Source organism: Chloroflexus sp. MS-G, from assembly GCF_000735195.1.
Lineage (GTDB): Bacteria > Chloroflexota > Chloroflexia > Chloroflexales > Chloroflexaceae > Chloroflexus.
In genome coordinates this window covers 25,135-37,848 of record NZ_JPIM01000042.1, presented here as the reverse complement: position 1 = coordinate 37,848, position 12,714 = coordinate 25,135, and the positions used below count along the sequence as shown (strand labels likewise).

At 53.9% G+C, this 12,714-nt stretch carries 10 protein-coding genes and 1 other RNA gene; 8 read left to right on the top strand and 3 right to left on the bottom strand.

Annotated features, from left to right (window positions below):
- Nucleotides 1–1,274, bottom strand: a 1,274-nt coding sequence (locus tag JE47_RS20470) for a hypothetical protein (protein WP_035419275.1), incomplete at its 3' end; no start/stop codon positions are given.
- 308 nt (nucleotides 1,275–1,582) lie between these two features.
- On the opposite strand from JE47_RS20470, the gene JE47_RS0109550 reads away from it, so the two are divergent.
- The 3 genes from JE47_RS0109550 (at nucleotide 1,583) to JE47_RS0109540 (ending at nucleotide 4,324) form a co-directional block, all read left to right on the top strand.
- Nucleotides 1,583–2,089 (top strand): hypothetical protein, encoded by a 507-nt coding sequence (locus JE47_RS0109550; protein WP_031459539.1) that lies wholly within the window; start codon nucleotides 1,583–1,585, stop codon nucleotides 2,087–2,089.
- Between the two features lie 74 nt (nucleotides 2,090–2,163).
- Nucleotides 2,164–3,381 carry a glucosaminidase domain-containing protein gene (locus JE47_RS0109545; protein WP_236631189.1) on the top strand — a complete coding sequence of 406 codons (1,218 nt, stop codon included), beginning with the start codon at nucleotides 2,164–2,166 and terminating at the stop codon, nucleotides 3,379–3,381.
- A 289-nt stretch (nucleotides 3,382–3,670) separates the two neighbouring features.
- Complete coding sequence (locus JE47_RS0109540; protein ID WP_031459537.1) at nucleotides 3,671–4,324, top strand: M23 family metallopeptidase; 654 nt, start codon at nucleotides 3,671–3,673, stop codon at nucleotides 4,322–4,324.
- Nucleotides 4,325–5,090: 766 nt separating this feature from the next.
- Here the strand turns inward: JE47_RS0109540 and JE47_RS0109535 are convergent.
- A complete protein-coding gene (locus JE47_RS0109535; RefSeq protein ID WP_051871116.1) occupies nucleotides 5,091–6,026 on the bottom strand; it encodes a hypothetical protein in 936 nt (311 codons plus the stop codon).
- A gap of 611 nt (nucleotides 6,027–6,637) precedes the next feature.
- Nucleotides 6,638–6,999, bottom strand: a transfer-messenger RNA (tmRNA) gene (gene ssrA / locus JE47_RS21305).
- 331 nt (nucleotides 7,000–7,330) lie between these two features.
- On the opposite strand from ssrA, the gene JE47_RS0109530 reads away from it, so the two are divergent.
- From JE47_RS0109530 to JE47_RS0109510, 5 genes are all read left to right on the top strand, one after another.
- A complete protein-coding gene (locus JE47_RS0109530; protein WP_031459535.1) occupies nucleotides 7,331–8,977 on the top strand; it encodes an acyl-CoA synthetase in 1,647 nt (548 codons plus the stop codon).
- A 315-nt stretch (nucleotides 8,978–9,292) separates the two neighbouring features.
- Nucleotides 9,293–9,526, top strand: a complete 234-nt coding sequence (locus tag JE47_RS0109525) for a hypothetical protein (RefSeq protein WP_031459534.1) — start codon at nucleotides 9,293–9,295, stop codon at nucleotides 9,524–9,526.
- A 195-nt stretch (nucleotides 9,527–9,721) separates the two neighbouring features.
- On the top strand, nucleotides 9,722–10,270 hold the full coding sequence (gene pyrR, locus JE47_RS0109520; RefSeq protein ID WP_031459533.1) for a bifunctional pyr operon transcriptional regulator/uracil phosphoribosyltransferase PyrR: 549 nt from the start codon (nucleotides 9,722–9,724) through the stop codon (nucleotides 10,268–10,270).
- On the top strand, nucleotides 10,263–11,189 hold the full coding sequence (locus JE47_RS0109515) for an aspartate carbamoyltransferase catalytic subunit (protein WP_031459532.1): 927 nt from the start codon (nucleotides 10,263–10,265) through the stop codon (nucleotides 11,187–11,189). Before pyrR ends, JE47_RS0109515 begins: the two co-directional genes overlap by 8 nt.
- Nucleotides 11,190–11,201: 12 nt before the next feature.
- Complete coding sequence (locus JE47_RS0109510) at nucleotides 11,202–12,662, top strand: dihydroorotase (RefSeq protein ID WP_031459531.1); 1,461 nt, start codon at nucleotides 11,202–11,204, stop codon at nucleotides 12,660–12,662.
- Nucleotides 12,663–12,714: the final 52 nt, after the last annotated feature.

Here is a 12,714-nt window from a genome sequence, read left to right as displayed (position 1 = left end):
TCTTTCGGATCAAGATTTGTACTGAACATGATGAGCTGATCGAATGGAATCTGTATCTTCTGCCCTGAAACAGTGTTAAGAAAGTCATAACGCTTTTCCAACGGCACAATCCAGCGATTGAGGAGATCGAAAACTCGTACTTGTTGCCGACCAAAGTCATCGATGAGGAAGATGCCACAGTTTGCTTTCATTTGAAACGGCGCTTCGTACACTTTTGAGGTCGGGTTGTATACCAGATTGAGTTGTTCGAGGGTTAATTCACCACCGACAATCACCACCGGACGACTGATCCGAATCCAGCGATGGTCGTACTCGGTATCTTCCGGTAAAGGCCGCCGCGGCGGCTCGTGGATAACCGAGTCGTACAACTTGATAATCGCACCATCGGCATACACTGCATACGGAATAAAGATGTCGTCACCCATCAGGTAGGTGATCCGTTCGGCAATCGTCGTCTTGCCGTTGCCAGGATACCCAAACAGCATAACCGACGAGCCAGAGTTTACCGCCGGCCCCACCATGTTCAAGATAGACTCATCGATCACCAACCCCTCAAACGCATCCCGGATATTGCGCCGGGTAACCTTCACATTCTTCACCGTCTGTGCCTTCACCGACTCGATCCACTGTTCAAGCGGCACCGGACAAACACCCGTATATTGCACTTTTTCCATTGCCGCTTGCGCTGCGGTCTGACCACGCGGTGTCAATACATATTCGTAATTGATGTCGCCAAAACCACGTTGACCGACAATATCGATCTGTTCAACGTTCCGCAAATCGATAATAATCTGCTCAATGATCCGGTAAAACAATCCCATAGCTGCGGCCAGTTCTATACCGGTGGCCCGTCCTTTGTTGTAGAGAATGCGCAGGAATTGCTCGGTGAGGAAGGTTCGGTTTAGTCCGGTTTCCTCCAGAGTTGTTGGTTGTGCAGGCAGAAACGAATTATTCAGTTGCGGGCGTGCTTCATCATCGGTCGGTGGCGGATCGCCAAGCATACGCAGCGTCGCTACGTTTTCACCCCGTGCCCGTGCTTCACCGATCAAGCGTTCGAGATCGCTGACGTGCATCTGAAGATGGAGCAGAGCATCGACATCATTTTTGGCTTGCGCTTCTTTTAAGCAAGCATATACGGCACGAGCGACGGTGTATTTGACACCGTCAATGTATAGGTGATGACAATACTCTTGATTACGCACATAACAATCGCGCGGATGGCTCTTGCGTGCCAGCATTTCGTCATACGAACGTTGATCAAGAAGATAGCGCATATACACCTCATCGAGACATACTATATCGAGTGGGAAAAGTCGCTGCTTTCATGGGGACAGAGAGGCAACATTGCCAGGAGATTTGCTGGTTGTTATTGTACCGTCTCCGGCGAACCACAGTACTACCAAAAGACAGGGTTTGGCAGCGAATATGCCCGATCGTCATCAAAAATGGGCTTGACGAGTGTCACGGTTTCTATTAGAATTAGAACAAAAGTTCTAATTCTAGAACTGTGCGACGCTACTATCTGGTGGATAATTCCACCATTGCGTAAACAGGATGGCGCCTGCCAGGAAGGAGGGCTGGAATGGCCGTTACCAGTCGTGAAATCCCACCGGTGCGACAAGTCTACAACTTTGGTCAGTTGCTACGAGGTTTCATGCACATCCTGGTCATCATTGCACTGACGATACTGATCAGTATCATCGCCGAATCTGGTCGTGTCTTCCTTGACGATTGGCGCTACGGACGGCCACGAACAACCCATTTATCCGGCTACGCCGGCTTACCTGCCGAACGATCCGGTCAGCCCTCGCGATTTATTGCGCTCAACCTCGACCGGCAGGTCGTCATCATTGTCATACCCGGAGGTGATGTCAGACAACTGCAAACGTGGCAGGGGCCATATCTGTTTGGGTTACACGAAGATCTGACACCTGTGGTATTATCGTTAAAAGATGAAGACCGGGATGGTCTGGCGGATCTCCTGGTCACCATTCACCAGGAACAACTGGTGTACCTGAACCGCGATGGCACGTTTCGACTCCCGACACCGGAAGAATGGTATCGGCTAGCCCAGGAGCGGGACAAGTGAGCACGTTCTCCAATCGCAAACAACGAACAAGGCGGCTGGGACAGCCTCTCTTTCCCATCGCAGACCCGGAGATCGTGCACTTGCCGACACAGCCGCTAGCCGATCTCATTGCCGACCTCGACAAGGCACTGACACCGGCGCCATCAGAGCATCCTCGGGCAACAGAACCGCTCGGTCTGCAAATTCCGGCAGAGATTCGAGCGGCTTATGAACGTACCCGTCAGCCAGTTCGTTCTCCTGCACCTGCTTATCAACCTCGCCAGCCGGCCAATGGTCAGCGCACCGATACTGTACCTGGAACGTCAGCGAGTGGTCGCCTACCCTGCACACCTGATCGCGAGCCAACAAATGCACATCAAGCCGGTAGCGGAACCACCAGGTCACATACGTCTTCCACATCTGCTGTGCAGCGCGGAACACCGGCGGGTATCCCAACGAACGTTGCCTCCTCTGAGGGACCGAGAGCTGCCTTATCGCGTCGACCATCGTCCAGCACAGACCCGGCGCCGACGGCATGGGCAATAGCTGAAAGACCTCGTGGCGAGCGGCCCCTGCCATTTGTACCGGTACCAACAGAGCTTGCCGATGAACTGGTATTACCGTCATCAACATATTACCAGGCCAAGCCGCTATCGATGGCAAGGTTGTTTAATCATCCCATCATCATGCTGGGAATTTCGGTTATCAGTATTGTCGTCATCGTGCTATGGTTCATCATCACTTTTCAATCACCGATCTTGAGTCTCCAGTATGCGGTTGGGAACGAACGGACTATCGCGGGCAATATCGCATCGGCAACCAGACCGCTGCCAGCTCGCGGTGATTACCGATTACGTACCGCACCCAGTCTCTCACCTGAGCAGATTGATCAGATTTTGCGTAGTTATGGATCGCCGGCAACCGGTACCGGTGAAATCTGGTATCGGCTCGGTGTTGAATACAATATCGATCCAGCCTACGCGCTGGCGTTTTTCATTCACGAAAGCGGTGCCGGTACCAATCCAAATTGGGCTGGTTTGAAACCTGATGGCCGTACAACGCATAATGTCGGTAATATTATCTGCGCCGGTTATCCGACGTGCTATGGCCGCTTCCGTGATTACCCGGATTGGGCGACCGGTATCGCTGATTGGTATCGTTTAATAGATGTTGAATATATTCGTGGTAGAGGTTTGCAGACGGTGACTGATGTCATCCCAATCTACGCGCCATCTATTGAGAATGATGTTCAAGGCTATATCAACGTCGTTACCCGTCTAGTCGATCAATGGCGTGCGGGCAATATCCCTTGATGAGACGATTGGAAGATCATCAAGCCGATTGAGACATCACGCCTGCGTTTGGCAAACAAGTTGCGCAGAAGACCTGCGCTGTATCATATGTTACGCTGTGTCTACACGCCGTCCACTGAGTATGCACCTCTGAGGAAGCAGACATAGCAACATGCGGTCGCCAAACAGGCGGGTTGAAACTTATCTCTACCGTGTACGCACGGATGTAAAGATGTTCCAGCCATATTCGAGACCAACAGACCTGCTCCTGCGTTCATAAGCGATACGGTATTTGTTTTCAGAACTTGATATGCGAAACCTTTCAGTTCTTATTCTGGCCGTTATCTCGTTATTGGGGTTCATTCTGTTCCAGCACATGAGCAGGGCTGAATCTCGAATTCTCAGTACCTGGCGCGGACCGATGAGCGCTGGTGAGGCGTTAGCCGCCAGTATGAGCGACGTTCAGAGCCTGACCGGCATGGCGGAGCCACAGGGACGGGGGCTTGATGCAACACTCGTACCGACCGGTAACCCATTACGAGCTGCCAATACGGTCATGACTCAGGGGTATGGCGTCGGTACACACGCACCGGCATCCATATGGGGAGCTATCGATCTGGCCATTGACGGAAATGGCGATGGGCAGGCCGATCCTGAAGGAACCTGGAACCATCCGGTCTATGCCACTCATGCCGGTCAGGTAACGATCACTCTCAATAGCTGGCCAGCGGGTAATCACGTCTGGATTGTCAACCAGCTCTACCGCACCGGCTATGCCCACCTCGCCAGTATTGCTGTCAGTGATGGGCAGTGGGTCAAACCTGGTGATGTCATTGGATATGTCGGTTCGACTGGTATGTCTAGTGGGCCGCATCTCGATTATCAGGTCTGGGTATGGCAAGATAACCGGTGGGTCAATCAGAATCCGCTCAATTATCAGGTGTTTGAACAGCCAACCCGCTAAATTCATAATCACATTTTCGAGAAGGTACTTCCGGTAATCGGCAGGACTTTTCAACGTTTTCCCGCTACCTGGCGTGGAATGACCTGTCCGCCGTGCGTGTAGTAGCATGTCCCGTTCTGACGGTACTCTGCCCCCTAGACTCGCCGATGATGCGTGTGACCGCAGCAGGCGGGAAGGGTTCCCCATCCTCGCAAGCGGAGCCTGGGGTGGTAGTATGCTGGTGCGCCAAACGGATGGTTGCCGACAATGAGCTTATCCAAATAATCGGTCATCATATCACGACATATCACGACGGATGAACCTCGTCAATGGATGTACAACGATGCACGAGAAGGGACGAGGCGACGCCTCACTCCTACAAGAATCCACGACGATGGTCACGGAAAACCTATCCGACCTATCCTGTCGCAGCAGCAGATTCGGTTGGGACGCAGCGGCGCTGCGCCCGTCCATCCATCGGTAGTTTGCATCCGTTGCCCTGTGAGACGGGTATTCAGATAAGAACTACACTACCATAGGCCGAGGGCTTGTAGCCCGTATGCGCAGATAACCGCGTGGATCGAGAGTCAGCGGTAGCCGATGAGTGATGTTCTTCGGGGTTGCTCTACCGCTGAACCGCTCAGTCATCAGATGTACGCCAAAGCAGAGAACTCTGAAAAGCCTCGGCTTATCCCTCTCACGTAGACTGAATATTCGTGCGTTTTCTCGTCTCTGACGCCAAAAGTCAGTAAAAACAGGACCAACTCCTAACCCCTCAGTCACGTTTTCAGAAAACTTTCTGCGACGGCGATTGCTCAAGCTCAAGGATTGCTTGCCTCGCCAGCGTTGGCTTCGGGCTGTACTCATAGGTGGCAGGCTGATCAGCATCAGCAGCGCGATGAGCCTCGTGTACTACACCATTTTGAAGATCGCCACAGGCCATCTCATATCTACCACACCTGCTTAACAATTCAGCGAGGCGAGCCTGAAGTTGACCACGCATCGCAGCCGGGCAAGCTGGAACCAGGCGTGACGCCTGAGCAATGCAGGTTTCAGCTTTAACACGCTGCCCCTGGTCAAGTAAATGAGTGGTCAATGCACAATAAGCGATCACGCGATCTATCGGACGGCGAGCAGCATTGATTGCGTATTGCAGGTAATTCTCAATCTGATCGTTCATCTTCATACCACCGTTCATTTCTACAGTTCCTACACCTACATCTGACATAGGCTTGCATATCGTATCGCTAAGCTGAATAAGCATGTGGAATTGTTCAGATTCGATTAATGCCTCAATTACTGCCACAATCAAGGCTCCATGGATGACTGCATCTCTGGGATCGATCTGGTATACCTGCCAAAAATATCTGACTGCGACTCGCGGTCGATTGAGAGCCAGAGCACTCATCCCTAAAAGCCAGTGAGCCTCGACAGAGAAGGGATTAAGCCATTTGATAATCTGGGCCAACTGCATCGCTTCGTGGTATTGTCTCCGAACCAGACGCTGTTTTGCCTGAGCAGTAAGGATCAACCGAAGCATCATCCAGAGACTGAACAACCCGCAAAGGAATATGTTTATGAAGGCCACCCCTCCCAGCACTATCCACAGCGCTGTCACGACAATAACGGGCAATTCAGGCCAGCGTAGAAACATTCGCCTGGGCCGGTAGCGAGCGAGAAGCTCTGGCAGAGACGGTTGTCCATCAGGTTGTTGCGTGCCCATAGCTACTCCTTCGCGCGAGCGATATAGTCCAGACAAAGCAAGGACTACACCATGTCTGTAGTTTGGTTGACCCAACGTCGCTAGATCATTCACTCCTGCAATCCATCGTCATACGATACGGCTACGTACAGCATAACAGGCAGATGTGACAACTACGGTCACATTGGACGAAACTTTTTCACAATCTCCGGCTCACGGAGTAGTTTTTCATCGAACGTTCCGGTACATGGCGAAGACATCGTATGATCCTTTCGTTGGTGGCTGAAGTGAGTTGTATCGACCGACCGTCATCCTCGCTCTACCTAAAGAGACGTCGTTCAGACCACGTTTTCAGCACGAATGTTGCCAGGTAATGAATGTCCCTCCAATCTCCGAATGGCAGCGGAGGAGGGCCAGAGAAAGGTGAGGGAGTGCCAGGTCAACGGCAAGCCATCAGTCGGCGATCAACACACCCGCGCTTTCCTGCTTGCAGGCGGGATAACATCTGTTCAGCGTCACACCAATCTGATAGCGGAACGAAGCGAGGACCTGCATCGCTAATAGCGGGATGGATTGGTGAGGCAGTCAGCAGAAAAACGAAGCGCGGAGCAATGTGCTCCGCGCCGTTCGTATGGTGGAGATGGGGGGAGTCGAACCCCCGTCCAGAGAGCTAGACCGCAGACATCTACAGGTTTAGCCCCTCGCTTGATCTCGCCCGCAGTCGCACGAGTGGCAGAGCGACCGTTGGGCCAGCCTGATGTCTTAGCCGATAGCGTCCAGGCTTGCGCTACCGGAGCACCCGACTGATGACGCTCGACCTACAACCATCGGGGGAGCTGTAGCGAGCGCGCCGCTATATCTTAAGCGGCGAGGGCCAGCCGAGGCTGAACCCGAGTGTTGGTGTTGGCAGTTGTTGCCTTGCCCCTTTTACGTGACTGGGCGACACGACCTGCAGTCTACGATGTTCACTCCCTGTCGAAACCAGAGCATCCCCGCAGCCGTATTGATAGTATAGCTCGTTTCAGTGCGATGTCAATCGGTCTTGCGATAGAAATTTGTTAATGACGATTGCACGTTCGTTATCAAGCAACGCAAAACCGATTATAATATGTCCAATATCTCCCGTGCGGTTGCCTGGAATCTGAAGTGAGCGCGAGAAATTGACCGGTGTAGAGTATTCGTCTCACCGTGTCTCACGAATGATCAGCCGGTGTCTACAAAGACCGGGTAACATTCCACACTTCGCGCCATTCGCTTCCTGCCGGGAAGCAGGAGGGCAACGAACCTACGTGCATGATACTGCCGACGATAGGAAGGAACGCACTATGCACATGTACGAGCTTGGCCTGGAGAAGAACGCGGCAAACTACACACCCCTTACCCCCCTCTCATTCCTTAAGCGGACGGCGATGGTGTATCCCAATCTACCGGCGATTATCCACGGCGAGCGTCGTTATACCTGGTCTCAGGTGTACGAGCGAACCCGGCGATTGGCCTCGGCACTGCGTGCAATCGGCGTGGGATACCGCGATACAGTGGCAGCAATCCTGAGCAATACACCTGAGATGTATGAATGCCACTTTGGGGTACCGGGCGCTGGCGCCGTTCTTAACACCATTAACGTGCGTCTCGATGCCGCAACCATTGCTTTCATTCTCAACCACGGTGAAGCCAAAGTCTTGATTACCGACCGCGAATTCGCACCGGTTGTTAAAGCTGCGCTTGATCTGCTTGATCGGCCAATCATGGTCATCGACGTCGATGACCCGATGTACACCGGTCCTGGCGACCGTTTGGGAACCGTTGATTATGAAGCGTTTCTTGCCAGTGGTGATCCTTCATTCGATCTCATCTATCCGCCTGACGAATGGGAAGCGATTACGCTTAACTACACCTCCGGCACGACCGCAAATCCGAAGGGTGTCGTATATCACCACCGTGGTGCCTACCTCAATGCGCTCTCGAACATTGTGTCGTGGGGAATGCCTCACCACGCCGTGTACCTATGGACTCTTCCTATGTTCCACTGCAACGGCTGGTGTTTTCCCTGGACAATGGCCGCTAACGCGGGAACGAATATTTGTCTGCGTAAAGTCGATGCAGCAGCGATCTGGCATGCTATCGAGACATACCGCGTAACGCATTACTGTGGTGCGCCGATAGTGCATTCAATGATTGCAAATAATGCGCCACCGCACTGGCGCGAAGGGCGCGGTACCCATAAAGTCAGTGGCTTGATTGCCGCCGCTCCGCCACCGGCTGCCGTATTGCAGGCAATGGCCGAGATTGGTTTTGATATTACCCACGTCTACGGTCTGACCGAGACCTACGGTCCGGCAGCGGTTTGCGCCAAACAACCTGACTGGCACACACTGCCGATCGCAGACCAAGCGCATCTCAACGGTCGGCAAGGAGTTACCTATCACGCCCAAGAGGCCATCAGTGTCCTTGATCCGACTACGATGCAACCGGTACCCTGGGATGGTCAGACAATGGGTGAAGTGATGTTCCGCGGCAACATTGTGATGAAAGGATACCTCAAAAATCCAGCCGCCACCGAAGCGGCCTTCCGTGATGGTTGGTTCCATTCAGGCGATCTAGCCGTGGTGCATCCCGATGGCTATATCAAGATTACCGACCGCGCAAAGGATATTATCATTTCAGGTGGCGAAAACATTTCGTCTATCGAGGTTGAAGATGCGCTCTACAAACATCCAGCGGTGATGCTGGCAGCCGTGGTCGCCGCACCCGACCCGAAATGGGGTGAGGTTCCTCACGCTTTTATCGAGCTACGAGAAGGAGTAACGGTGACCGAGGAGGAGTTACAGCAACATTGTCGGCGCTTTTTGGCCGGGTATAAGATACCGAAAAAGTTTACATTTGGCCCGCTACCGAAGACCTCAACCGGTAAAATCCAGAAGTTTATTCTGCGCGAACAAGCCCGTTCACGCCAGGCAATCGCCGAGGTGTGAAACGTGAGCTAGCAAGCAGTATGTTCCTCGCAAGGGCGGGTTTGGTATATGAGTTTGTAAAGTTTTTCTGTATCCGGCAGTAGTGAGGGAGAAGAGATAAAGATAGGGAACGGGAGCGAGCGGTTCCCAACCCGTTCGCAGCACGCGCAGAGGCGCGCAGCTTCCCGTTCCGACCGGTCTGCCCAACAACACCCTGTTGTCTTGTCAATCATACACGACGCGCCAAGTTACCCCCCCACAAGGGGGGGCCTGGGAGAGTAATGGAGCGCTGATGCGCCAACCAGTGGGTTGCTATGCACCGCACAACGCGAGCCAATGGCCCGCGATCCTAGGCAAGCGGCGCTGGTCGGGGATCGTCATCAGCGGGTTCGTGATGTTCGTCAGTCGCTCTCCGTTGTTGAACAGTTCACGCATCGCGTGCAACCTCAAGCTGAACATCTCGAAACGCCCTGGGTTTTGAACCTGCCTGTACCGTTCTCTACTACTAGTACTGCGCAAAGAATTTTCAAGATCACGCTGACCTCACATCGTGTTTTCATCAATCCGTAATCTCTCCCCATCCCCTCTATTTGACGCTCAGAATGGGCTATGGTACGATCCATCTGCCTTTAATACAGCCCCGTGAGGCTGTGAAGGAGATGTTTCATGAACAACCGCTTCCTCAAGCTGATCATGCCGCCTTGCCCATTCCTTTGCCCGTGGGCAGGGTTTTTTGTGCGCAGTCCGTTAGTTGCGGAGGAAGGTATGAGCAACGAAAAACAGATCCTATCGGCAGATGAGATCCGACGCGCCCTCGTGCGCATTGCCCATGAAATTGACGAGCGCAACGGCGGTCTGCGTAACGTAGCTCTCGTCGGGATTCGGAGTCGCGGTGTACCGCTGGCCGAACGGATTGCAGCAGCCATCGCCGATTTTGATGGTACGCGAGTGCCGATTGGTCAACTCGATATTACGCTCTACCGCGATGATCTCAAGCTGCGTGGCCCGGCTCCGCGAGTACGTAAGACCGATGTGCCTTTTGATATTACCGGAAAAACGGTCGTACTGGTAGATGATGTTCTGTTTACCGGTCGCACCGTGCGCGCAGCACTCGATGCGATTGCCGATCTCGGACGCCCGGCCCGTATTCAGTTAGCCGTTTTGATTGATCGTGGTCACCGTGAATTGCCCATTCGTGCTGACTTTGTCGGTAAGAATGTGCCGACCGCGCTCTCTGAACGGGTAATGGTACGCCTACGTGAAACCGACGGGGTTGATGAAGTTGTGATCCAGCGAGGTACCGTCAATGATTGAACAACGTCGTCATGTGATCGATCTTGATGATTTCAGTGCTACCGAGATTGAAGAGATTCTCGAAACGGCTGAAAGTATGCGTGAGGTGTTGGGGCGCGAGATCAAGCAAGTGCCAGCCTTACGTGGGAAGACGGTCGTCAATATGTTTTTTGAAGAGAGCACCCGTACCCGCATCTCCTTTGAGCTGGCAGCGCGAGCATTGTCGGCGAATGTGGTGGCTTTCACCGCTCGCGGAAGCAGTGTTGAGAAGGGCGAATCGCTTGTTGATACGGTGCGAACGTTGCAGGCGCTAGGCGCCGATATTATTGTTATGCGCCATAGCCAATCGGGTGCCCCCTATCTGGTAGCCCGTCACTTTCGCGGCTCGTTGATTAACGCTGGTGATGGTCGCCACGCTCACCCTACGCAGGCCCTGCTTGATCTCTACACGATGCGGAGTCGCTTTGGTCAGATCAGGGGGCTTAAGGTCGTGATCGTGGGCGATATTTTACATAGCCGGGTAGTACGCTCTAACCTGTGGGGGCTGACTCGACTGGGTGCCCACGTGACCCTGTGTGGCCCGCCAACGCTCATTGGCCCAGCAGCGTTCTGGACAGCAACATGGCCCCAGCTACGAATTGCGCACGAACTAGACCCGTTGCTGCCCGATGCAGATGTCGTGATGGCATTACGCTTGCAGAAGGAACGGATGCAGAGCGGATTGTTACCGGCGTTACGCGAGTATACCCGCATCTACGGCCTGACTGCCGAACGCCTAGCCCGTTTACCGGCTCATGCAATCGTGATGCATCCTGGCCCGATGAATGAGGGAATTGAGATTTTTCCTGAAGTGGCAACCGCATCCCCATCGGTTATCGAAGAGCAGGTTACCAATGGGGTTGCCGTCCGTATGGCGTTACTCTATCGGATGGCCGGTTGAAAGGGAGGTTTCATGCGCTATCTCATCAAAAATGGCACGATCATTGACCCGGCCAATCGTGTAGCCACTATCGGCGATATTCTGGTTGCCAACGGCAAAGTTGAGCGCTTGTACGATCTGGCCGATCTCCACAGCGACCGCGAACCGGTTTCACCCGATACTGAAGTGATTAACGCACGCGGTTGTGTCGTAGCACCTGGCTTTACCGATCTGCACACCCATCTCCGTCAACCGGGCGAAGAACATAAAGAGACCATTGCTAGTGTAAGTGCAGCGGCTGCGGTTGGTGGCTTTACAACACTGTGCGCGCGACCGACGACCCGCCCTACCCCTGACAACGCCGCTACCATTCGTCAGTTGCGTGAACTGACTGCACAGTGGGCCAGAGTACGGATCGATCTCATCGGCGCCCTTACGCTCGGGAACGAAGGTCAAGTCTTGAGCGAGATGCGCGAGCTAGCAGAGGCAGGCTGTATTGCGTTTAGTGATGGCGGGCGAACGATTACGAATTCTGCCCTGATGCGAAATGCCCTATCGTATGCCGCTGCACTTCGCCTACCGGTCATGGTGAGTTGTCAAGACCCATATCTGGCGGCTGGCGGCGTTGCTCATGAAGGGGCAGTCAGCGTGCGCCTCGGCTTGCCAGGCATCCCTGCCGCTGCCGAAGAGGCCATCGTGGCTCGTGATATTGCGCTTGCCGAAGCAACCGGCGCTCACCTTCACATCAGTCGGGTAAGTACCGCCGGTAGTGTCGCACTGATTCGGGCAGCACGGGCGCGGGGCGTTCACGTCACTGCCGAAGTGACACCCCATCACCTGACCCTGACCGACCGCTGGTTACTCGGTTGGCTCGAAGAACGGCTTGAAATCGAGAGCGGACGATCCGGCGCTCACCCCGATCTGAGCCTGCCGTCATGGCTTAATCCCGCTCTTCTGCCGCCATACGATAGTTCGACACGGGTTGATCCACCATTGCGCAGCATTGAACACGTTGAGGCACTGGTTGAAGGGCTACGCGATGGGGTTATTGACGCCATCGCGATTGATCATGCCCCCCACGCGCTGGTAGACCGCGATTGCGAATACGGGCTTGCTCCGCCTGGTATCAGTGGCCTGGAAACCGCACTGGCCTTAACGTTGACCCTCGTTCACCGTGGAGAGATGGACATCGTCAACTTGATTGCCAAACTCACCGAAGGACCAGCACAAGTCCTTAACCGTTCACCGGCCAATCTCCGACCTGGCGCAACTGCCGATATTGTTATCTTCGATCCTGAACGGAGTTGGGTTGTTGAACCTGAGCACTTTGCGTCGAAGGGCCGCAATACACCACTGCGCGGGCAGCGGTTAAAAGGACAGGTGATGCTCACCATGGCCGCCGGCAAAATCATCTTCCGCCGCGACGATTTTGGTCGCCAGGCCCAGGCTGCACCCCAACCTTCACGACTGGAAGGAATCCTGGGTTCGGAATGAACTGGCAGCAAGCAATTCGGTTATTCGTAAGCCGGTTCGGTTCGATGAGGAG